The organism is Pseudomonas fakonensis (assembly GCF_019139895.1).
In the GTDB taxonomy this organism is placed as follows: Bacteria; Pseudomonadota; Gammaproteobacteria; order Pseudomonadales; family Pseudomonadaceae; genus Aquipseudomonas; species Aquipseudomonas fakonensis.
This window is the reverse complement of sequence record NZ_CP077076.1, coordinates 5,193,769-5,214,968: the sequence shown is the minus strand read 5'-3', so window position 1 is coordinate 5,214,968 and position 21,200 is coordinate 5,193,769. Positions and strand designations below refer to the sequence as shown.

Genomic DNA, 21,200 nt, shown 5'->3' with positions numbered 1-21,200 from the left:
GTGTCCGCGGTCAGGGTTGCTGGAGGGCGCGCAGGGCGGCCTGGGGGCTGTCGAACAGCAGTGTGTCGGGCAGCTCCAACTGCTGAAGTTCGCCTTGGTGCAGGCTCAGGGTCGGGCCGCCGAGCAGCTTGGGCGTGCCGATGTCTTTCAGCGCGCGCGCCCAGGCGGCGAGGTCTGGGCGCCTGCCCAGGTGCAGCAGTACGGCCCGTGGTTGCAGCAGCTCCACGGCCTGGCGCAACTGGCGCGGTTCCACCGGCCATTCAAGGATTTCCAAAGGCTGGCCACTGCTGCTGAGCAGCCAGGCACACAGCCAGAATTCGGCATCGAAGGCGCTATCGTCGGTGCGGGCCAGCAGTACGGCGGGGCCGGCCAGGGAGTGGCTGTCGTGGTACACCCGGGCGCCCAGCTTGCTGCGTAGCCAGGTGTTGAAGAAGGCCTGTTCCAGGCGTGCGTCGAAGTGCGACTGCCAGCGCCGGCTCAAGGTGCCGAGCAGCGGCAGCAGCAGGTGCTCGCACACGGTCACGGCCGGGTACAGGGCCATGGCCTGGTTGAGCAACTGGTCGAGCTGGCGCTGCGCCAGGCGGCCGACGGCGTGGGTCATCTGGCTGATGCGCTCGCCCCATTCGCCGGTAACTTCGGTGGCGGCGTGGGCGGCGTTGTCCAGCAATTCGCGCACCTGGCTCACCGCAGCGCCGCGTTCGAGCCAGCGCAGCACATCGTGTACGCGCTGTACCTGGTCCTGTGGATAAAGCCGGTGGCCCTTGGCGGTGCGCTGGGGTTTGATCAGGCCGTAGCGGCGCTCCCAGGCGCGCAGGGTGACCGGGTTGACCCCTGTCAGCCGGGCCACTTCGCCGATGGGGAGCAGGTCGTCAGATTGCATTGCGTAGTCCAAGGTTCTCAGGGTGAGGCTGCAGGTAGGCCTGCTGCATCAGGTAGGGGGTGGGGTGTTTGCGCAGGTGGTGCTTGAGCAGGGTCAGTGGCACCACCAGCGGCACCACGCCACTTTGGTACTGCGCGATCAGTTGCTTGAGCTCGGCCTTGTCAGCCTGGCCCAGGTCGTTGCGCAGGTAGCCGCTCAGGTGCAGCAGCACGTTGCAGTGGGTGCCGCGGCTGGCGCAGCGGCGCAGGGCCTGCATCAGCTGGCTGAAGTAACGGGGGCCGACGTGCTGCGGGTCGTCGTCGCGGGTCATGCTGCCCAGCAGCTTGCCCAGGGTGCGATAGGCGTGCGGGTTGTGGGCCATCAGCAGGTATTTGTAACGGGCGTGGAAGCGCACCAGCGCGCCACGGCTCAGGCCCTGTAACAGCAGTTGCTGCCAGTCGGCGTAGGCGTACACGCGGCTGATGAAGTTCTCGCGCAGCACCGGGTCGTGCAGGCGGCCTTCTTCCTCTACCGGCAGGTCCGGGCGGTTATCGCAAAAGGCGGCGGCGTAGGCGCCCCGGGCACTCTTCAGGGCAGGGCGGCCATCTTCCTGATACACCTTGACCCGCTCCAGCCCGCAGGAAGGAGACTTTTGCATGAATACGTAGCCGCAGATGTCGTCGAGCTCGCCTGCCATCTGCTCACCATAGGCGCGCAGCGGGCCGGACAGGTCGGCGCCGCTGTCGCGGCTGCCGGTGACGATGGGGTGCTCGGGGTCGCCCACCAGGCGGATGGGCTCGCGAGGCACGCCCAGGCCAATGGCGACCTCAGGGCAGACGGTCACCCAGTTGAAGTGTTCGCCGAGCAGTTGGCGGCACAGGTCGGAATGTTTGTGGCCTGCGTTGTAGCGTACGTCGTGGCCGGCCAGGCAGGCGCTGATGGCGATGCGAGGCTTGTGGCCGGGTGGGGAAACAGTCATCGCGGCCTCCAGAATAGGCTTGTACAAAGTTAATTTTTTGTACAAGACTATTCCAGCACAAAACCGAACTTATACAAATAGCCATTTGTGTATAAGCCTGGTGAAACTACTCCAGGTGCTCGAGCAAACGCCGTGCGGCTTCCTGGCCGCTGAGCCAAGCGCCCTCGACGCGGCCTGACAGGCACCAGTCGCCGCAGGCATAAAGGCCTTGGTCGGGATCGGCCAGCGCGCCCCATTCGTGGTTGCCGGCAGGACGCGCGTACAACCAGCGGTGGGCAAGGGCGAAGGTCGGTGGCGGCACCACGCAGCCAATCAGCTCGGCGAATTCGCCCCACAACTGTTCGATCACGCTTTCCTTGGTTAGGTCGATGTGCTGCTTGCTCCAGTCCGAGGTGGCGTGCAGCACCCAGGTATCGAGCTGCTCGTCACGGCCGGGCTTGCTGCGGTTGCGGGCCAGCCAGTCGAGCGGGTTATCCTGCACGAAGCAGCCTTGCATGGGGGTTTCCAGTGCGTTCTGAAAGCCCAGGGCGACGGCCCAGGTGGGTTCCATCTGCACGCCTGCGGCCACGGCGGCAAGCTTGGGGGTGGCGGCCAGCAGCGGGGTGGCCTGGGGCGCCGGCACGGCGATCACCACCTGGCTGAACGGGCCGTGGCTGCAGCCTTCGGTGTCTTGCAGGTGCCAATACTGCTTGCCGCGGAACACCTCGGCGATACGGCAGCCGAAGTTCACCGTGACGTCCTTGAGCAGGCCGCGGGTGATGGCGCTCATGCGCGGCACGCCAACCCAGCGGGTTTGTTCGTCGGGGGAGGGGGTCAGTTCACCGTCGCGGTAGTTGTACAGCTGTGGTTTCCACTGCGCGGCCCAGCCGGCGGCGACCCATTGCTGCACCTGCTCGACAAAGCGCCGGTCGCGGGCGGTGAAGTACTGGGCGCCGAGGTCCAGCGCGCCGGCTTCGCTGCGCTTGCTGGCCATGCGCCCGCCACTGCCGTGGCCCTTGTCGAACAGGTGGACGTTCTGCCCGGCCTTCTGCAGCGCCTGGGCGGCGGAAAGGCCAGCGATACCGGCCCCGATGATGGCGATTGGTACAGTCATGATGGCCTCTTCGAACCTTGCTGTGTTGCAGCCTACGCTGCCAGGCAAACCTGTACAATGCACAAATACTGTATAAGGATATTCCGCTCGAGATACAGGTTGGCCTATGGTTTATCCGAGAGCGTTCGGTCAAAAAAGTGCCTTGATCTTAAAAATAGACCACGGCTGCCAACTGTGAGGACACAGCCATGCATATATTGCTGACCGGTGGTACCGGGTTGATCGGCCGCCACCTGTGCCAGCTGTGGCACGGGCAGGGCCATCGCCTGACCGTATGGAGCCGCAGCCCCGGCGAGGTGGCGAAACACTGCGGCCCAGGCGTGCGCGGCGTTGCCCGGCTGGATGAAATTGCCCAGGACGATGCGGTGGATGCGGTGGTCAACCTGGCCGGCGCGCCCATCGCCGACCGGCACTGGACCGCAAGCCGGCGCAGCTTGCTGTGGGCCAGCCGCATAACCCTCACCGAGCAGTTGCTGGCCTGGATGGAGGGCCGCGAACAGCGCCCCGAAGTGCTGGTTTCCGGCTCGGCGGTGGGCTGGTATGGCGACGGCGGCGAGCGCGAGCTGAGCGAGGCTTCGCCACCGGTGAAGGAGGACTTCGCCAGCCAGCTGTGCATCGCCTGGGAAGAAACCGCCAGCCGCGCCGAGACCCTCGGCATCCGTGTGGTGCTGGCGCGTACCGGGTTGGTGCTGGCCAGCGACGGCGGCTTTTTGTCGCGCCTGCTACTGCCTTACAAGCTGGGACTGGGCGGGCCTTTGGGCAATGGCCGGCAGTGGATGCCCTGGGTGCATATCGACGACCAGATCGCCCTGATTGATTTTCTGTTGCAGCACAAGGACTGCCGCGGTCCTTATAATGCCTGCGCCCCGGAGCCGGTGCGCAACCGCGAGTTCGCCAAGTGCCTGGGCCGCACCTTGCATCGGCCGGCCTTCCTGCCGGTGCCGGCGCTGCTGCTCAAGGCCGGGCTGGGGGAGCTGTCGACGCTGCTGCTGGGCGGCCAGCGCGCGCGCCCGGTGCGCCTGCTGGCCGCCGGTTTCACGTTCCGCTACAACGATCTGCAATCGGCCCTGGACGCGCTGTCCAGCCGCCTCTGACATAGGACGCTGCATGACCGATCATGCCCTGCTGCTGGTCAACCTGGGTTCGCCGGCCTCCACCTCGGTGGCCGACGTGCGCCGCTATCTCAACCAGTTCCTCATGGACCCGTACGTGATCGACCTGCCCTGGCCGGTGCGGCGCTTGCTGGTGTCGCTGATCCTGGTCAAGCGCCCTGAGCAGTCGGCCCATGCCTATGCCTCGATCTGGTGGGATGAGGGCTCGCCGCTGGTGGTGCTGACCCGCCGCCTGCAGCAGGCAATGACGGCCCACTGGCCCCATGGCCCGGTGGAAATCGCCATGCGCTATGGCCAGCCGGCTTTGCCCGAGGTGCTGGAGCGCCTGGCCGCCCAGGGCGTGCGCAAGGTCACTTTGGCGCCGCTGTACCCGCAGTTTGCCGACAGCACCGTCACCACCGTGGTGGAGCTGGCCAGGCAGACCATCGCTGCGCGCAACCTGCCGCTCGAAACCCGCGTGCTGCAGCCGTTCTACGAGCACCCCGAGTACATCGATGCCCTGGTGGCCAGCGCCAGGCCGCACCTGGAGCAGGGTTACGACCACCTGCTGCTGAGCTTCCATGGCCTGCCCGAACGCCATCTGAAAAAACTCGACCCTACCGGCACGCATGATTTCCAGGCTGCTGACTGCTGCGCCGGTGCCAGTGCCGAAATGCGCGCGGTGTGTTACCGCGGCCAGTGCCTGGCCACGGCCAAGGCGTTCGCGGCGAAGATGGGCATCCCCGATGGCAAGTGGTCGGTGTCGTTCCAGTCGCGGTTGGGCCGGGCCAAGTGGATCGAACCCTATACCGAGACACGCCTGGACGAGTTGGCCGAGGCCGGAGTGAAGAAGCTGCTGGTGATGTGCCCGGCGTTCGTCGCCGACTGTATCGAGACGCTGGAAGAGATCGGCATGCGGGGGAGCGAGCAGTTCGTCGAGGCGGGCGGTGAGCAACTGGTGCTGGTGCCGTGCCTGAATGATCACCCGGAGTGGGTGAGGGTGTTGGCGGGGATGTGTGAGAAGGTTTGAGTTTCGGTAAGTCTGTACCGGCCTCTTCGCGGGGCAAGCCCGCTCCTACAGAGGATTGCGTTTCCCTGTAGGAGCGGGCTTGCCCCGCGAAGGGGCCGGTACAGGCTAACGCCGCATCAAGGCTGCCGGTCATCCAGCTGCTTGTGCTTCCAGCTATCATTGCCCGGCAGCAGCAGGTTCAGGGCAATGGCCACGATGGCACACAGGGCGATACCCTTCAGGCCCCAGTCGTCCGGGCCGTCGCCGCTGCCGATGAGCACGCCGCCAATGCCGAACACCAGGGTCACCGAGACGATCACCAGGTTGCGTGCCTCACTCAGGTCGACTTTGTGGCGGATCATGGTGTTCAAGCCCACCGCCGCGATGGAGCCGAACAGCAGGCACAGAATGCCGCCCATCACCGGTACCGGAATACTCTGCAGCAGCGCACCGAACTTGCCGATGAAGGCCAGGGTGATGGCGAATATCGCCGCCCAGGTCATGATCTTCGGGTTGTAGTTCTTGGTCAGCATCACCGCGCCAGTCACTTCGGCGTAGGTGGTGTTTGGCGGGCCGCCGAACAGGCCGGCTGCAGTGGTGGCCAGGCCGTCGCCCAGCAGGGTGCGGTGCAGGCCGGGCTTTTTCAGGTAGTCACGGCCGGTCACGCTACCCACGGCGATAACCCCACCGATGTGTTCGATGGCCGGGGCCAGGGCCACCGGGACGATGAACAGGATGGCCTGCCAGTTGAACGCGGGCGCGGTGAAGTTGGGCAGCTCAAGCCAGGGCGCGGCGGCGATTTTTGCGGTGTCGACCACGCCAAAGGCGAACGACAGGGCAAAGCCCACCAGCACGCCGGCAATGATCGGCACCAGGCGGAAGATGCCTTTGCCGAATACGGCCACGATCAGGGTGGTCAGCAGCGCCGGCATGGAGATCAGCATGGCGGTCTTGTACGGCATCAGCGCTGCGCCGTCACCGCCCTTGCCCATGGCCATGTTGGCGGCGATCGGCGCCATAGCCAGGCCGATGGAAATGATCACCGGGCCGATGACTACCGGGGGCAGCATGCGGTCGATGAAACCGGTGCCCTTGATTTTCACCATCAGGCCCATGAAGGTGTAAACGAAGCCTGCCGCCATCACCCCGCCCATGGTTTCGGCCAGGCCGAACTGGCCCTTGGCGAGAATGATCGGGGTAATGAAGGCAAAGCTCGACGCCAGGAACACCGGCACCTGACGGCCCGTGACCAGTTGGAACAGCAGGGTGCCGATGCCGGCGGTGAACAGGGCCACATTGGGGTCCAGGCCGGTGATCAGCGGCATTAGCACCAGCGCGCCGAATGCCACGAAGAGCATCTGCGCGCCCGAGACGACCTGGCGCCACAGCGGGTCGTTGAAGCCGTCCTGCATGGTCAGGCGTCCTTCTGTTTGGTGCCGAAGATCTTGTCACCGGCATCGCCCAGGCCCGGCACGATGTAGCCGTGCTCGTTCAGGCGCTGGTCGATGGAGGCGGTGTAGATCTGCACGTCCGGGTGGGCTTTTTCTACCACTTCGATGCCTTCCGGGGCGGCGACCAGCACCATGGCGCGGATCTCCTTGCAGCCGGCCTTTTTCAGCAGGTCGATGGTGGCGACCATCGAGCCGCCGGTGGCCAGCATCGGGTCGATGATCAGGGCCAGGCGCTGGTTGATGTCCGGGGCGAGCTTTTCAAGATAGGTGTGCGCCTCGAGGGTTTCCTCGTTGCGGGCAACGCCCACGGCACTGACCTTGGCGCCCGGAATCAGGCTGAGCACGCCGTCGAGCATGCCGATACCGGCGCGCAGGATCGGCACCACGGTGATCTTCTTGCCGGCGATTTTCTCGACTTGCACCTTGCCGCACCAGCCGTCGATTTCGTAGGTTTCCAGTGGCAGGTCCTGGGTGGCTTCATAGGTCAGCAGCGCGCCGACTTCCTGGGCGAGTTCGCGAAAATTCTTGGTGCTGATGTCGGCGCGGCGCATCAGGCCGAGCTTGTGGCGGATCAGCGGATGGCGGATCTCACGAGTGGGCATAGGGGGGGCTCCGGAAGGCGGGCAAAAAAACCGCGCTAGGTTAATCTATTCAGTCCTGCCTGTCGTGCAGTCATTGTGCACGTTAGTCCATAAAGGCTTGATCTGGGACGAGCGGATGCGTACCTTTGCCCGCTTTTCCAAAACGCCCCCCTGGAGAGCGCCATGTCCGCCGATCTCGAGCACATCCGTCAAGTCATGCGCGAGGCAGACTGCCTGTACAACGAAGCCGAAGTCGAAGCGGCCATCGCCAAGGTCGGCGAGCAGATCTGCAAGGACCTGCACGATAAAAACCCGGTGGTCTTCTGCGTGATGAACGGCGGCCTGATCTTTGCCGGCAAGCTGCTCACCCACCTGCAGTTCCCGCTGGAAGCCTCGTACCTGCACGCTACCCGCTACCGTAACCAGACCAGCGGCGGCGAGCTGTTCTGGAAAGCCAAGCCTGAAGTGTCGTTCATCGACCGCGACGTGTTGATCGTTGACGATATTCTCGACGAGGGCCACACCCTCAGCGCCATCATCGAGTTCTGCAAGCACGCCGGCGCCCGCTCGGTGCACACTGCGGTGCTGATCGACAAGGACCACGACCGCAAGGCCAGCCCCGACCTTAAAGCCAACTATGTCGGCCTGCCCTGCGTGGACCGCTACATCTTCGGCTACGGCATGGACTACAAAGGCTACTGGCGCAACGCCAACGGCATCTTCGCCGTCAAAGGCCTGTAAGCCATGCGCCAGCCCGCGTTCCTCGACCAGTCGTTGTTCGCCGGGCTGGCCGCACAGGCCGCGGCCAACCCCCGTGGCCGCCAGCACCACAACCTGCATGACATGGCCGAGCCCTGCCACCGCATGGCGGTGGGCCTGCAGCCTGATACCTACATTGCCCCGCACCGCCACCTGGGCGAGGACAAGGCCGAGACGCTGATCGTGCTCAAGGGGCGTCTGGGGTTGCTGTTGTTCGCGGATGACGGCGCGTTGCTCGACCAGCGCGTGTTGCAGGCCGGTGGCGACTGCCTGGGGGTCGACCTGGCCCCGGGTACCTACCACGGCTTGGTGGTGCTGGAGCCGGACAGCATCCTGTTCGAATGCAAGGCCGGGCCGTACCGCCCGGTGGGCGAGGGCGAGCATGCCCACTGGGCGCCGCGTGAAGGCGAGCCGGGTGTGCCCGACTACCAGGCCTGGATGCGCGCGCAGTTCGACTGACCTCATCGCCGGCAAGCCGGCTCCTACAGAAAAAACGTTCTCCATGTAGGAGCCGGCTTGCCGGCGATAGGGCCGTTACAGGCAAACCGACCATGCTAGAGTGCCCCTTCATGCCAAGGAGCCCTACATGCGTGCGATCTTCCCCCTGCTGCTGGCGGTGAGCCTGCCACTGTCCGCCGCCCCACTGCACAGCCAGTTCCTGCCTGCCGACGACCTCTCGCTGCGCCAGGAGGCGCCTACCGCCCAGCAACTGCTGCAAGTAACCGACTACTCGGTGGTGGTCGGCACCCAGCGCCAGTCCGACCAGCAACCCATCCCGATCACCGCCTCGCTGCAGATGCGCCTGAAGGGCAAGCCGATGAACAAGGGCGCGACCATCGCCCAGGTGCTGCTCAACTTCGACGGTGAAGGTGGCAAGAGCCTGAAAAAGCCGGTGTTCGACGACAAGACCCGCACCCTCACGCTCAACTACCCCATGGCCGACTACCGGGTGATCATGGACCTGCTGCGCAACGAAACCCTCTACGTGCAGTTTCTCAGCTACCCCAACGGCCACATCTGGGCCGACCTGCACACCGGCACCGTACGTACGCGTTGAGGCAGGCGGGGCCGGGGGTTACACTGCCGGCCTTCGAAATTCCGTGATGGCTTAGTTGGAGTCGGCGATGCGTAAAGACAAGAAACAGGTGATTGGTGACGAGATCAGCGATGACTACATCAAGAGCTTCCTGCAATTCGAGCCGGCCGATGGCCTGACCTCGCCCTCGCACCACAAGCTGATCAAGGCCTACCGTGGCCTGCGTGTCGACGACTTCGAGCGCTTTGTCGGCTTTTTCGTCGAGGCCGGGCATGACGTGGACGGCAAGGACGAGCACGGCAAGACCTTCGTCGAAGTGATCGCCGACCAGCGCAATGCGCCGGAGTACATCGAGATCATCGGTAACGCCCGCGGCTGATCCGGCGCGGGTTGCTCGCCTGTAGGAGCGGCCTTGTGTCGCGAAAGGTCTGCGTAGCAGACCCAGGATTTTTGCATCATGCAAGATTGCCGGGCCTGCTGCGCAGGCCTTTCGCGACACAAGGCCGCTCCTACAGGGGGGGCGGTGCAGGCCTGGAAGCACAGGCACAAAAAAACGCCCCGAGGGGCGTTTTTGGGTTTCAGCCAGTTGCTCAGGCGTAATGCTTGGCCGGGCTGCTTTCCACCAACTCCAGCGCCACGTCATTGTCGGCGCTGATCTTGTGGTACAGCGCGGCATCGGCAGCCAGTACCTTCTCGCGGGCCGGGAAGATCTCCTTGAGCTTGCCAGCCCAGGCGCCCTTGGCCTGCTCAGGGAAGCAGCGCTCGATCAGCTCGAGCATGATCGACACAGTCACCGAAGCGCCCGGGGATGCGCCGAGCAGCGCGGCCAGGCTGCCGTCCTGGGCCGAGACCAGCTCGGTACCGAACTGCAGGATGCCGCCCTTTTTCGGGTCCTTCTTGATGATCTGCACGCGCTGGCCGGCCACTTCCAGGCGCCAGTCCTCGGCCTTGGCCTCAGGATAGAAGCGGCGCAGCGACTCCAGGCGTTGCTCCATCGACTGCATCACTTCGCTGACCAGGTACTTGGTCAGGTCCATGTTGTCGCGGGCTACCGCCAGCATCGGGCCGATGTTGCCCATGCGCACAGACAGCGGCAGGTCCATGAACGAGCCGTGTTTGAGGAACTTGGTGGTGAAGCCGGCGTACGGCCCGAACAGCAGCGATTTCTTGCCGTCGACCACGCGGGTGTCCAGGTGCGGCACCGACATCGGCGGAGCGCCGACTGCGGCCTGGCTGTAGACCTTGGCCTGGTGCTGCTTGACGATTTCCGGGTTGTCGCAACGCAGCCACTGGCCGCTGACCGGGAAGCCGCCGAAGCCTTTGCTTTCGGGGATGCCGGAAGCCTGCAGCAGCGGCAGGGCCGCGCCGCCGGCGCCGAGGAAGACGAAGCGGGCGTCGACTTCACGGCTGCTGCCGCTGTTGACGTCCTTGATGCTCACGGTCCAGCCGCTGCCGTTACGGCGCAGGCCGACGACCTTCTTGCTGTACTTGACCTGCGCGTCCGGGGTGTTGCCCAGTTGCTTGAGCAGCTTGTTGGTCAGGGCGCCGAAGTTGACGTCGGTGCCTTTCATCACGCGGGTGGCGGCGATGCGCTGGTCGGCCGGGCGGCCCGGCATCATCAGCGGCATCCAGTCGTTCATCACGGCCTTGTCTTCGGTGTACTCCATCTCGGCGAAGGCATGGTGCTGCTTGAGCAGCTCGAAGCGCTTCTTGAGGAAGTCGACACCCTTGTCACCTTCGACGTAGCTCAGGTGCGGGACCGGGTTGATGAAGGCGCGCGGCGAGCCGAAGCTGCCTTTTTTGGCAAGGTACGCCCAGAACTGGCGCGACACCTCGAACTGGGTATTGATGTGCACGGCCTTCTTGATGTCGATGCTGCCATCGGCGGCCTGCGGGGTGTAATTCAGCTCGCACAGGCCGGCATGGCCGGTACCTGCGTTGTTCCAGGGGTTGGAACTTTCAGCGGCCCCGGAGTCCATGGCCTCGACGACCTCAAGCTTCAGGGTCGGGTCAAGCTCCTTGAGCAGTACGGCCAGGGTGGCACTCATGATGCCTGCGCCTACCAGTACTACATCAACCGATTCGTTCTGCGCCATTTAACGCGTCTCCACAATCTACAGCTACCTAATTGACAGCATAGGACCACTGGGGTTGCCAGGGGCGCCATGTCCGACTCTTCGCAGTTCTTGCTACTTGCGCAGACACCGCCAATCAGCCTTCGGGTTGCGATATTGAACCCTGATTGCCACGGGTGCGGCAATTCGACTTATGGTCAAGGTGTCGTGCGTGCGCTATGGAACGACCTCAGACACCCATGCCGGATGAGTGTTTTAGCCGCCTGTTCAGGGCTGTTCGGGACACATCTGCCGCTTTTGCACATGCCAGACTGTTCATTTGCTCGCCACACTCTTGTGAAGTAGTGAAAACCGTTTTTTCACGCTCTTTTGGAGACGTGAACCTCAAAAGGGGACTGCGCGATGGCAACCCGCAGGTTCATGCGAAGCGGAAGGCCGGAACAGCAGGCACGACAGCCAATGCAAGACCTGAGTGGAAGGCTCTCTGTGGGCGAAGCTTCGAGGGTGCCGGGGTCAATCGGCGAATGCGGGGCCCGATCAGGAGACGTCCTTATAATCGGGGGGAGATTATAACGAGGTCGCGGGCAGAAAGGTCGTTCTTCTTGGGTTTTTATTGCAGCGTTTGTCAGGCTAGCAGGGTGCGCAGCTGCCAACGGCGCCTTGCACGGGCGCAAACCCGGGCGCTGGCGGGCAGGGGGTGGCCCAGCCAGCCCAGGTGCGCTTCGCTGACCTGGACCCAGCCACTGGCGGCCGGCGGCTGGCTGCACTGGCGAAAGCCCAGGCAGATGCCGTCGCTGTCGAGGCGGGCGTAGGTGGCTCGGCGCGGGCGTTGCAGCAGGTTCCAGAACGAGCTCATGGCAGGGGGTTCCTGTTCAGATCGGGCTGGGGCAAGGATAACGGCGAGGCCATGAAACCATTGTGACAAGCGGCCCGGGCCGATGGCTGGCCTGTGGTGCGCTGGGTATACTGTGGGCCTTTGTCGCTTTTTCTGGAGAAACGCGCATGTTGCAACGTCTGTTGTTCGGTATGTTCGCGGTGGCCAGCCTGAGCCTGGCCGGTTGTGCCCACAGCCCGCAACAACTCAGCCCGCAGCCCAAGCTCACGCAACAGCTGGCGCCGGTTGGCCATGGCCAGCCGGTGGTGGTCAGGGTCGTCGATGGCCGGGCTTCGCAGTCGCTGGGCACCCGCGGTGGCATGTACCCTGAAACCAGCACCATCACCGTCAACGGCAACGATGTCGTGCCCAAGCTGCAGGCCCAGGCCGAGGCTGCGGTACGCCTGCTTGGCTTCACCCCGACGCCGAACGCTGGCAACGCGCCGCAATTGACCGTCACCCTGGCCGAGCTGAAGTACCAGTCGCCCAAGGACAACCTGTACGTGACCGAGGCCACCATCGGCGCCACCTTCCGTGCCGACGTGTCCAACGCCAACCGCCGTTACAGCGGCCGCTACGGCGCCTCGCTGGACCAGCGCTTCGGCATGGCGCCGAACCAGGAAACCAACACCAAGCTGGTGGGCGACGTGTTGAGCGATGCCCTGACCCGCCTGTTCAAGGACCCGACCATCGGTCAGGTGCTGGGCGAGTAAACGCTTCGCGGTAACGCAAAAAGCCCGCTGCCAGGGTGACTGGCAGCGGGCTTTTTTGTGGGGTGCGGTGGTGCAGGGGGATGCCCTGTGGGAGCCACTGTGTTGTATCGCCTGTGCTGGCGTCATCGCCGGCAAGCCGGCTCCTACAGGGGGGGCGCGTGGCCTTCAGGCGCCGGCGATGGGGTCAGGCCGCCTGAACGTGAAAGTCCAGCAGGCTGATTCCGGTGTGCACATCCACCTCGGGCAAGTCGTCATGGCTGTGCCCGCCCAGGGCGCAGTACACCAGCCACTGGCGGTCCTGTACGTTGATGGCGAAACCGTCGATCAGCGCCTGTTGTTCGTCGCTCTGGGCCACGAGGTAGAGACGGTCCTGGTTCTCCGCGTGCAGCATGTCTAGCTCCGGTCTGGTGAAGGCCGACAGGGTGGCCTGCCTTGATGACGAGCGTATGACAGATGAAATTTTGTGACACTTGGTCGCAAAGATCAGGGGCAGGCGCTGGGCTTGGGTAGAATGCCGGGCTTTGCAAAACCCGATACCGAGGTCGTGACGATGTCGTTGCAAGTGCTCATGGGCTTTCTGGCTGCCCATCCGGCCAAGCTGATCAACCTGCTGGCCCTGCTGATTACCTGCCCGGGCGGGCTGTTGCTGCACAGTGCCCGGCGCCGCGCGGCGATGACCCGCGAGAGCCTGGCAGTGGACGAGGGCCTGGTGGATGCCTTCGACATGCGGGTGCCGCGCTACTACTACATTCTCGGCTTTTCGTGCCTGGCGATGGCGCTGCTGCTGTCGTGGTTCAGTACCTGGGTTTGATACCGCTGGTTGAATGACCCTGTAGGAGCCGGCTTGCCGGCGATGTGCGCATCACCGGCAACACACATGGCACCGGCTGCGCCGGTGCTTGCCGGCAAGCCGGTTCCTACAGGGGCAGCACCCAAAGATCGCGTAAAAGCGCGTATCAGGCGGACTGCGGCTGGCGCTTGACCTGGTACTGGTTGCGCACCGGCGTCGCGTATTGCTGCACCAGATAAGGCTGCTGCTCCACCGGGCAGGCGTCCAGGCGGCGCTGCCATTCTTCGCGGGCCTTTTGCAGCTCTTCAGCCGGGAACACCTTCTCGGCGCTCGGCACCTGCAGTGCCTCATCCTTCTCAGCCCACATCGCATAGGCCAGGTAGTGCACCGGGAACAATCGGTAGCCGCCGAGAATCTGCCGGTCGATGGCCTGGGCCAGCTGCTTGGTGTCCTCGTGGTACTCGGTCACCGGTGGGGCGAAGTTGATGTGCACCCGGCCTTTGTAGCCGGTGATGCCCTGGGCGATGCTGTTGTCGTCCTCGCCCGGCGCCTTGGTGTAGCTGCCGGTGGTGGCGCGGATGTACAGCTCGCGGGCCTTGGCCTGGTCGCACGGGTCGTACTCGTAGCTGATCGACACCGGGATCAGGTTCAGGCTTTGGATCACCGCGCCGAACGGCTCGTCCTTGCGGCTCATGTGGAACATCTTGAGGATCGCCGAGTCGGTGCGGTCGTCACCGTCCTTGGCGCGGCCTTCGGCCTGGGCGATCCAGATCGAGGCGCTGTCGTTGCGGATCGAGTGGTTGATGTAGGCCGACAGCAACTGGTAAGCCGCCAGTTTTTCGCGCCGGCCGCTGATGGAGCGGTGCACGATGAAGCTCTTGTTCAGGCGCATCATGTCGCTGACGAAGGGCTTTTGCAGCAGGTTGTCGCCGATGGCGATGCGTGGGGTCGGCAGGCCGGCGTGGTACACCGCATAGTTGACGAACGCCGGGTCCATCACGATGTCGCGGTGGTTGGCCAGGAACAGGTAGGCGGTGCCCGCCTTGAGCTGCTCGACGCCGGTGTAGGTGACGCCGTCGGTGGCGCGGTCGATGGTCCGGTCGACGTAGTACTCGACCTTGTCCTGCAGGGTCGACACACACGTGACGCCGGCGAACTCCTGGCGCAGGCGCCGGGCGATCAGCGGTTTGAGCAGCCAGCCGAAGGCGCCCGCCGCACGCGGGAAGCGGAAGTGGGTGAGGATATCGAGGAATGCCGGGTCGCTGAGCAGGCGTGCCAGAACGGCAGGGACCTCAGCGTCGTCGTACGGTCGGATGGCATCGAATTCGCCCATCATGCTCTCTTGTTGGAAACGGCTAGGGTAATTAGGTAGGGACGGGGTCCGAAAAACGGCTCGGACACACACAGGCCCCGTAAACAGACCGGCAATTATACGCACAAGTCACCACGGAGGCCGCGATGCTGGAAAGTGCGATCTACGATTGTCCTTATTGTGGTGAACAAGTGGAAACCACGGTTGACCTGTCCGGCGGTGACCAGGAGTACATCGAGGACTGCCAGGTGTGCTGCAAGCCTATCCGCTTCGTGCTGCAGGTTCATGGCGAGGAATGGATGCTCGATGTCTACGGCGAGAACGACTGATGCAACGAATCTACGACCCGGAAAACCTGCTGGAGGCGCAGATGCTGGTGGGTATGCTGGCCAGCGAGGGCATCGAGGTGCACCTGGTGGGCCGCGACCTGATGGGCGGCGTTGGCGAGTTGCCGATGCAGGGCCTTTTGGGCCTGGCGGTACCCGATGAGCAGGCCGGTTACGCACGCCAGCTGATCGATGCGTACAATGCCGCCCAGCCCCTTGCCGGCGACGAACCGGAAAGTTACCCCGGAACCCTGATCTGCTAGGTTTTGAATTCGCCCATGTGTGGACGCTACGCCCTGTTTCGCTGGTCCCAGGCCTTTGCCGGCCTGCCGGGGTTCCCCCCGGGCCAGCAGCCCCAATGGAACATCTCGCCCGGCGCCTCGGTGCTGATCCAGCGCCAGCTCGACGGCGAGCGGCAGTTGGCCAGTGCCCGCTGGGGGCTGACCCCGGCCTGGCTCACTGACCTGTCGCGCACCCCGGCCCAGGCGCGGGCCGAAACCCTGGCCGAGCAGCCGATGTTTCGTGATGCCTTTCGTCAGCGGCGTTGCCTGCTGCCGGCCAACGGGTTCTACGAATGGCGCGGCACGGCGCGCAAGCGGCCGTACTGGGTCACGCCGGGGGAGGGGGCTTCGCTGTTCTTTGCCGGGGTGTGGGAGGTTTACCCGGTGCAGGAGCAAGAATGGCTGAGCTGCGCGGTGATCACCCAGGCGGCGATGAACCAGCGCCGGCCGTTGATACTCGATGAAGCCGAGCAGGCCCTGTGGCTCGACCCCGAGACCCCGCTGGCGCGCCTGCATGAACTGCTGGCCAAGCCGCCGGCGACCCTGCGCGAGCGGGCGCTGGCGCTGTTCGTCAACGACCCGAAACTCGACGGGCCGGAGTGTTTGACTCCGGCGTGAAGCCTGTAGGCCCAACTGTATTGCTGATTACCCAGCCCTGCGGGTTGCGCTGTCGCGCAGAGAACTGCTTTCGCAGATACGCCACGGTCTCTGTGGGAAGCGGCCTTGTGTCGCGATGGGGCGCGAAGCGGCCCCAAGGTCTCGGCCTCATGCAAGATTGCCGGGGCTGCTGCGCAGCCCATCTCGACCGGACGGCGCCCCGGCAAGGCCGCTTCCCACAGGGACCGTGTTAAATCAATGAGTTGCAGTTTGTTCTAGAAGCCGGCTTGCCGGCTCCTACAGGGGAATGTGCCAGCCTCAGACCCTGAACTGATTGATCAACCGCCGCTGCTGTTCGGCCAGCTTGGTCAGCTCGGCGCTGGCCTGGCTTGACTCGTCGGCGCCGCCGGCCACCTCGCCAGCCACCTGGCCGATATTGATCACGTTGCGGTTGATGTCGTCGGCCACCGCGCTCTGCTGCTCGGCGGCGCTGGCGATCTGGGTGTTCATGTCGTTGATCACCGACACCGCCTGGGTGATGCTCTCCAGCGACTGCGCGGCGCGGCTGGCCTGCTGCACACTGACATCGGTCTTGCCCTGGCTGTCCTCCATCACCTTGACCACCTCGCGGGTGCCCTGCTGCAACTGCTGGATCATCTGCTGGATCTCGCCAGTGGCCTGCTGGGTCTTCTGCGCCAGGTTGCGCACCTCGTCGGCCACCACCGCAAAGCCGCGGCCCTGTTCGCCGGCCCGGGCCGCCTCGATGGCGGCGTTGAGCGCCAGCAGGTTGGTTTGCTCGGCGATGGCGCGGATGGCCACCAGGATGGCATTGATGTTCTCGCTGTCGCGGGCCAGGTCCTGCACCACGGTCACCGCGCGGCCGATCTCGCTGGCCAGTGCGCCGATGGAGTGCGAGGTGTCACGCACGATATCCAGGCCCTGGTTGGCGGCGCGGTCCGCTTCGCCGGCCGCCTGGGCGGCTTGGGTGGCATTGCGCGCCACGTCCTGGGCGGTGGCGGTCATTTGTTGCACGGCGGTGGCCACCAGGTCGATTTCGGCCATTTGCTTGTGCACGCCCTGGTTGGTGCGGATGGCAATGTCGGCGGTGTGCTCTGACGAGTCGCTGACCTTCTGCACCGAACCCACCACCTGGCTGATCATCGCCTGCAACTTGGCCAGGAAGGTGTTGAAGCCGTTGGCGATGGCGCCCAGTTCGTCGGCCCGGTCGCTGTGCAGGCGGCGGGTCAGGTCGCCTTCGCCCTGGGCGATGTCGTCGAGCATCGCCACCATCTGGCGCAGCGGGCGGGCGATGCCGTGGGCCAGCAGCCAGATCACCAGCAGGCCAAGGGCGGCGATGCCCAGGCCCACCACGGTCATGCCGGCGATGTCGGTGCGGCGCTGTTCGCCAAGGTCTTGCTGCAACTTGTTGACGTCAGTCATCACCACGCTCAGCGGCAGCTCCAGCAGCAGGGTCCAGCGGGCGTCGGTACCGGCGATACGGAACGGCAGGTACAGCTCGATGCGGCCCTTGCCGGGGGCGACCTTGTAGTGCAGGTCTTCACCGCTCAGGCCCTTGAGGGTTGCGGCCTCGTCGCTATCGAGCACGTCGCTGGCCTTTTCGCCGAACTTGGCCGGGTCGCGGGTATAGGCCACCAGGCGGCCATTGCTCGACACCAGGGCCATTTCGCCGGCGCCGTCATACAGCTGGCGGTCGGCAGCGCTGAGCAGGTCCTGGATGAAGTTCACCGAAAGGTCCGCGCCGGCCATGCCCTGGAACTGGCCGTCGATCATGATCGGTTCGACGAACGAGGCGAGCATGACCATCTTGTCGCCCACCTTGTAGGGCGCCGGGTCAATCACGCAGGCCTTTTTCGATTCTTTGGGGCACAGGTAGTACTCGCTGGCGCGTACGCCGGTGGCCAGCACGGTGCGGTCGTTGACGTCGGCCAGCTTGTCCTGGCCAAGGCTGCCGTCGCCGTTGCGGAACCACCAGGGCAAAAAGCGCCCGCTGGCGCTGTCGATGCCCACCAGGTTGCTGCCCACATAACGGGCGTCGGCGTGGTCCAGGGCGTTGGGCTCCCAGCCCAGGTAGGCGCCGAGTACGCTTGGGTTGACCTCGACAGTGCGCTTGAGCTGGTTGATCAGTGACTGGCGGTCGACCTGCATCAGCGGCCGGCCATCGGCGCCCTGCATGCCGACCATGGCGTTGCCGGTGGCCAGGCTGCGGGCGATCGAAAGGGGGGCTTCAAGGCCGCGCTGGATCTCGCTGACCTGGGTGCGGGCCAGGGCCGACAGGCGCTGCTCGATCACCGCCTCGAATTGCTGCTGGGTGCGTTGCTGCACCAAGGCCTGGGTGCGTTGGCCAGAATACACGGCGTAGAGCACCAGCGCTGCGACAATGCTCAGTACGACGGCGCCGGCCAGGGCCGCCACGGAAAACTGGATCGACTTGAACTTCATGAAAAGCTCCGCACGCAAGGGAGGTCGTGTGCTTGTGTTATCGGCGGGCTAATACCAAAGCATGAGAGCAGAGGCGCAAATCTTACCTGTGGCTCTGGCGGCTGAGGGCGTCAGCGCCTAGGATACGCGGCACGTAAATAGGGAGTGTTTTCATGCGTAAGTCATTCGTTGTCAGCATGTTGAGCGCCAGCGTTCTGCTGGGCGGCTGCCAGGCGGTCAATACCACCAGCGGCGGCGCCGTTGGCGTCGAGCGCAAGCAGTACATGTTCAGCATGCTCTCGACCGATGAGGTCAACCAGATGTATGCCCAGTCGTACCAGCAGACCCTCGGTGAGGCGTCGAGCAAGGGCGTACTGGACAAGAACAGCAGCGATGCCAAGCGCGTGCAGGCCATCGCCGACCGCCTCATCGCCCAGGCTCCACAGTTCCGGCCGGATGCCGCGCAGTGGAAATGGGAAGTCAACGTGATCAAGAGCGACGAGCTCAATGCCAACTGCGGCCCAGGCGGCAAGATCATCGTCTACACCGGCCTGATCGACCAGCTCAAGCTGACCGATGCTGAAATTGCTGCAGTAATGGGCCACGAAATTGCCCACGCCCTGCGCGAGCATGGCCGTGAAGCGATGTCCAAGGCTTATGGTGTGGAAATGGCCCGCCAGGGTGCCGGTGCACTGTTCGGCCTGGGCCAGGACAGCATGGCGCTGGCCGATACCGTGGTGAACTACTCGATGACCCTGCCCAACAGCCGGGCCAACGAGAACGAAGCCGACCTGATCGGGCTGGAGCTGTCGGCGCGTGCCGGCTACGACCCGAACGCCGCGATCACCCTGTGGAACAAGATGAGCAAGGCGTCCGAAGGCGCGCCGCCCGAGTTCATGAGCACCCACCCGGCCTCCAGCAGCCGTATCGCTTCGCTGCAGGCGGCCATTCCCAAGGTGATGCCGCTGTATCAGGCGGCCAAGAAGTAAGGCCCTACACCTTGTAGCAGCCGGCTTGCCGGCGATGGGGCCGCACGGCGGCCCCCTTTCAAACGGTCAGCCTATCCAGCCACTGGTCTTTATCGCCGAATACACGGCGACCACGGCCAGTACGAAGAACGCAGTCGCCGCCAGGCGACGGATCAGCGTCAGCGGCAGTTTGTCCGCCGCGAAATTACCTGCCAGGACCACCGGCACGTTGGCAATCAGCATGCCCAGGGTGGTGCCGATGATCACCATGATCAGGTGCGGGTACTGGGCGGCCAGCATCACCGTGGCAACCTGGGTCTTGTCGCCGATCTCCGCCAGGAAGAACGCAATCAACGTGGTCAGGAACGGGCCGAAGCGCCTGGCCGGGTTCTCGTCATCGTCCATCTTGTCCGGCACCAGGGTCCACAACGCGGTGGCGGTGAAGCTTGCGGCCAGGACCCAGTGCAATACCGATTCGCTGAAGAAACCACCGACCCACGCCCCCACGGCGCCGGCTGCGGCATGGTTGGCCAGGGTGGCGGCGATGATGCCGGCAATGATTGGCCACGGCTTGCGAAAACGTGCGGCAAGAATGAGTGCGAGCAGTTGCGTCTTGTCGCCGATTTCGGCGAGGGCAACGATGGCGGTGGGGACGAGCAGCGATTCCAGCATCAGGATTCCTACGGGGGCGGGTCGACACGGCTATGACACGTACAGCCTCCCCGCCCCGGGTAAGGTGTGCGTGTCATAGGTCTTGTCAAACCCAGGCCCGTCTGTGCGGACCGCGGGTCGTACGCGCCATGGCCTGTGGGCCAAGTATGTTGACGCGTACCGGGCGAGCAGGGCGCTCGCGGGAGACTACTCCCCTAGGACGGAGCGGATTCTGCCTACGCCCATGGCTTTAGGCAAGCGCTGTTTTTCAACCGCGTGTGGCGCGGTAAATACGAAAACCCATGGCTTCGGCGCGGGTTTCACAGTTGCCCAAGGCCTCCTGGATCAGCGGCTGGTAACGCAGGAAACTGTTGGCGACAAGCCGCATTTCGCCACCTTTTCGCAGGTGTTGGCCAGATTTTTTCAGCAAATTCTCCGCTGCCTGGTAATGCGTGTGCACCCCGGTGTGGAACGGCGGGTTGCTCAGGATCAGGTCCAGTCCCTGGGGCGCGGCGTCGATGCCATCACCGCTGATCACCTCGCCCTCCAGGCCGTTGGCGGCCAGGGTCAGGCGGCTGGCGGCGATGGCGAAGGCGTCCACGTCCAGCAGTGTTACCTGGCTTTGCGGGTAACGGCGTTTGACCGTTGCCCCGAGCACGCCAGCGCCGCAACCGAAGTCCAGCACCTGGCCGACCGGCAGGTCGTCAAGGTGTTCCAGCAACAGTGCACTGCCCTTGTCCAGGCGGCCATGGCTGAACACCCCTGGCAGGCTGACCACCTGCAGCGGGCCATCGGCCAGCGCCAGTTCGAAGCGTTCGGCCAGGCTTTCCAGCGGCTTGGCTTCAGGGGCGTTGTCCACTGTCACTTGCCACAGCTGGCAGTGCCGTGCGCTGTCGAGCTTGCGTGGCTTGCCGAAGGCTTGCAGTTGCTTGGCCGCGCCCTCGATGCCGCCGCGTTTTTCGCCCACCAGGTACAGGGTGCCCCCGGCCAGGCGCGAAGCCAGGGCGTTGAGCAGGTAGGCCGCCAGTTCGCGGGACTTGGGTAGAAACAGCACGGCGCTGTCGAAGGCCACGGCGGGCGCCTCGACACCATGGTGGCAGCGGCCGGCGAAGCGGCCCTGCAGCAGCGCCTGGTCGCCGGCGTGCCAGGTCCAGGCATGGGCCTGTGGTAGCTCGGCGAGCAGGCCGTCGGCGGGGGCACCGGCGATCAGCAGCGGGCCCTGGAACAGGTCTGCCTGGCGGAGCAACACTTCACTGCGCGGGTCCATGGACGACGCCTCCTGAAAAAGTGGCGCAGTGTAGCAGAGCCTGGCCCTG

24 protein-coding genes, 1 pseudogene and 1 riboswitch are annotated in these 21,200 nt (G+C 64.7%); of the genes and pseudogenes, 12 read left to right on the top strand and 13 right to left on the bottom strand.

Annotated elements, in window-relative coordinates:
* Positions 1–10: 10 nt before the first annotated feature.
* From KSS94_RS22975 to KSS94_RS22965, 3 genes are all read right to left on the bottom strand, one after another.
* A complete protein-coding gene (locus tag KSS94_RS22975; RefSeq protein WP_217840340.1) occupies positions 11–880 on the bottom strand; it encodes a MerR family transcriptional regulator in 870 nt (289 codons plus the stop codon).
* Positions 870–1,838 carry a YbgA family protein gene (locus KSS94_RS22970; protein ID WP_217840339.1) on the bottom strand — a complete coding sequence of 323 codons (969 nt, stop codon included), beginning with the start codon at positions 1,836–1,838 and terminating at the stop codon, positions 870–872. The genes KSS94_RS22975 and KSS94_RS22970 overlap by 11 nt, the downstream gene beginning before the upstream one ends.
* Before the next feature lie 106 nt (positions 1,839–1,944).
* Complete coding sequence (locus KSS94_RS22965; RefSeq protein WP_217840338.1) at positions 1,945–2,931, bottom strand: NAD(P)/FAD-dependent oxidoreductase; 987 nt, start codon at positions 2,929–2,931, stop codon at positions 1,945–1,947.
* 188 nt (positions 2,932–3,119) lie between these two features.
* Here KSS94_RS22965 and KSS94_RS22960 point away from each other — a divergent pair, with 188 nt between their 5' ends.
* The gene (locus KSS94_RS22960; protein ID WP_217840337.1) at positions 3,120–4,025 is read left to right on the top strand and encodes a TIGR01777 family oxidoreductase; all 906 of its coding nucleotides are present in this window, start codon (positions 3,120–3,122) and stop codon (positions 4,023–4,025) included.
* A 13-nt stretch (positions 4,026–4,038) separates the two neighbouring features.
* Positions 4,039–5,052 (top strand): ferrochelatase, encoded by a 1,014-nt coding sequence (gene hemH, locus KSS94_RS22955; protein ID WP_217840336.1) that lies wholly within the window; start codon positions 4,039–4,041, stop codon positions 5,050–5,052.
* 116 nt (positions 5,053–5,168) lie between these two features.
* On the opposite strand, the gene KSS94_RS22950 is transcribed toward hemH, so the two are convergent.
* A complete protein-coding gene (locus KSS94_RS22950) occupies positions 5,169–6,443 on the bottom strand; it encodes a uracil-xanthine permease family protein (RefSeq protein ID WP_217840335.1) in 1,275 nt (424 codons plus the stop codon).
* 2 nt (positions 6,444–6,445) lie between these two features.
* On the bottom strand, positions 6,446–7,084 hold the full coding sequence (upp, locus tag KSS94_RS22945) for a uracil phosphoribosyltransferase (protein WP_011532223.1): 639 nt from the start codon (positions 7,082–7,084) through the stop codon (positions 6,446–6,448).
* Positions 7,085–7,246: 162 nt separating this feature from the next.
* Between upp and KSS94_RS22940 the strand changes: the two genes are divergently transcribed.
* From KSS94_RS22940 to KSS94_RS22925, 4 genes are all read left to right on the top strand, one after another.
* A complete protein-coding gene (locus tag KSS94_RS22940) occupies positions 7,247–7,804 on the top strand; it encodes a hypoxanthine-guanine phosphoribosyltransferase (RefSeq protein ID WP_217840334.1) in 558 nt (185 codons plus the stop codon).
* 3 nt (positions 7,805–7,807) lie between these two features.
* Positions 7,808–8,281 carry a WbuC family cupin fold metalloprotein gene (locus KSS94_RS22935; RefSeq protein WP_217840333.1) on the top strand — a complete coding sequence of 158 codons (474 nt, stop codon included), beginning with the start codon at positions 7,808–7,810 and terminating at the stop codon, positions 8,279–8,281.
* Positions 8,282–8,408: 127 nt separating this feature from the next.
* Complete coding sequence (locus tag KSS94_RS22930; RefSeq protein ID WP_217840332.1) at positions 8,409–8,879, top strand: hypothetical protein; 471 nt, start codon at positions 8,409–8,411, stop codon at positions 8,877–8,879.
* A gap of 67 nt (positions 8,880–8,946) precedes the next feature.
* On the top strand, positions 8,947–9,237 hold the full coding sequence (locus tag KSS94_RS22925) for a PA4642 family protein (RefSeq protein WP_217840331.1): 291 nt from the start codon (positions 8,947–8,949) through the stop codon (positions 9,235–9,237).
* Positions 9,238–9,448: 211 nt separating this feature from the next.
* On the opposite strand, the gene mqo is transcribed toward KSS94_RS22925, so the two are convergent.
* Entirely contained in the window at positions 9,449–10,954 is a 1,506-nt protein-coding gene (gene mqo, locus KSS94_RS22920; RefSeq protein WP_217840330.1) for a malate dehydrogenase (quinone), read from the bottom strand.
* A 604-nt stretch (positions 10,955–11,558) separates the two neighbouring features.
* Positions 11,559–11,789, bottom strand: a complete 231-nt coding sequence (locus tag KSS94_RS22915; RefSeq protein ID WP_217840329.1) for a hypothetical protein — start codon at positions 11,787–11,789, stop codon at positions 11,559–11,561.
* 146 nt (positions 11,790–11,935) lie between these two features.
* Here KSS94_RS22915 and KSS94_RS22910 point away from each other — a divergent pair, with 146 nt between their 5' ends.
* On the top strand, positions 11,936–12,520 hold the full coding sequence (locus KSS94_RS22910; protein WP_217840328.1) for a YajG family lipoprotein: 585 nt from the start codon (positions 11,936–11,938) through the stop codon (positions 12,518–12,520).
* A 184-nt stretch (positions 12,521–12,704) separates the two neighbouring features.
* On the opposite strand, the gene KSS94_RS22905 is transcribed toward KSS94_RS22910, so the two are convergent.
* Entirely contained in the window at positions 12,705–12,911 is a 207-nt protein-coding gene (locus tag KSS94_RS22905) for a hypothetical protein (protein WP_217840327.1), read from the bottom strand.
* Between the two features lie 159 nt (positions 12,912–13,070).
* Between KSS94_RS22905 and KSS94_RS22900 the strand changes: the two genes are divergently transcribed.
* Positions 13,071–13,331 (top strand): hypothetical protein, encoded by a 261-nt coding sequence (locus KSS94_RS22900; RefSeq protein WP_217840326.1) that lies wholly within the window; start codon positions 13,071–13,073, stop codon positions 13,329–13,331.
* A 145-nt stretch (positions 13,332–13,476) separates the two neighbouring features.
* Here the strand turns inward: KSS94_RS22900 and KSS94_RS22895 are convergent, their stop codons facing one another.
* Positions 13,477–14,643: a 1-acyl-sn-glycerol-3-phosphate acyltransferase gene (locus KSS94_RS22895; RefSeq protein WP_217843648.1), complete on the bottom strand. Its 1,167-nt coding sequence runs from the start codon at positions 14,641–14,643 to the stop codon at positions 13,477–13,479.
* A gap of 125 nt (positions 14,644–14,768) precedes the next feature.
* On the opposite strand from KSS94_RS22895, the gene KSS94_RS22890 reads away from it, so the two are divergent.
* The 3 genes from KSS94_RS22890 to KSS94_RS22880 are packed head-to-tail and all read left to right on the top strand — an operon-like array spanning position 14,769 to position 15,847.
* Positions 14,769–14,951, top strand: coding sequence for a CPXCG motif-containing cysteine-rich protein (locus KSS94_RS22890; RefSeq protein WP_217840325.1), 183 nt, complete (start codon positions 14,769–14,771; stop codon positions 14,949–14,951).
* On the top strand, positions 14,951–15,211 hold the full coding sequence (locus KSS94_RS22885) for a putative signal transducing protein (RefSeq protein WP_217840324.1): 261 nt from the start codon (positions 14,951–14,953) through the stop codon (positions 15,209–15,211). The genes KSS94_RS22890 and KSS94_RS22885 overlap by 1 nt, the downstream gene beginning before the upstream one ends.
* Positions 15,212–15,226: 15 nt before the next feature.
* Positions 15,227–15,847, top strand: coding sequence for an SOS response-associated peptidase (locus KSS94_RS22880; RefSeq protein ID WP_217840323.1), 621 nt, complete (start codon positions 15,227–15,229; stop codon positions 15,845–15,847).
* A 297-nt stretch (positions 15,848–16,144) separates the two neighbouring features.
* On the opposite strand, the gene KSS94_RS27685 is transcribed toward KSS94_RS22880, so the two are convergent.
* Together KSS94_RS27685 and KSS94_RS27680 are read right to left on the bottom strand one after the other, a co-directional pair.
* A complete protein-coding gene (locus KSS94_RS27685; RefSeq protein WP_369992284.1) occupies positions 16,145–16,888 on the bottom strand; it encodes a methyl-accepting chemotaxis protein in 744 nt (247 codons plus the stop codon).
* 111 nt (positions 16,889–16,999) lie between these two features.
* Positions 17,000–17,203: pseudogene (locus KSS94_RS27680) on the bottom strand (HAMP domain-containing protein); the annotation flags it as partial.
* 1,235 nt (positions 17,204–18,438) lie between these two features.
* On the opposite strand from KSS94_RS27680, the gene KSS94_RS22870 reads away from it, so the two are divergent.
* Positions 18,439–19,254 carry a M48 family metallopeptidase gene (locus tag KSS94_RS22870; RefSeq protein ID WP_217840321.1) on the top strand — a complete coding sequence of 272 codons (816 nt, stop codon included), beginning with the start codon at positions 18,439–18,441 and terminating at the stop codon, positions 19,252–19,254.
* A gap of 66 nt (positions 19,255–19,320) precedes the next feature.
* Here KSS94_RS22870 and KSS94_RS22865 read toward each other — a convergent pair whose 3' ends face one another.
* Both KSS94_RS22865 and KSS94_RS22860 read right to left on the bottom strand, forming a co-directional pair.
* Entirely contained in the window at positions 19,321–19,902 is a 582-nt protein-coding gene (locus KSS94_RS22865) for a TMEM165/GDT1 family protein (protein WP_217843647.1), read from the bottom strand.
* Between the two features lie 90 nt (positions 19,903–19,992).
* Positions 19,993–20,112, bottom strand: a riboswitch (yybP-ykoY riboswitch).
* 40 nt (positions 20,113–20,152) lie between these two features.
* Positions 20,153–21,151, bottom strand: coding sequence for a methyltransferase (locus KSS94_RS22860; protein WP_217840320.1), 999 nt, complete (start codon positions 21,149–21,151; stop codon positions 20,153–20,155).
* Positions 21,152–21,200: the final 49 nt, after the last annotated feature.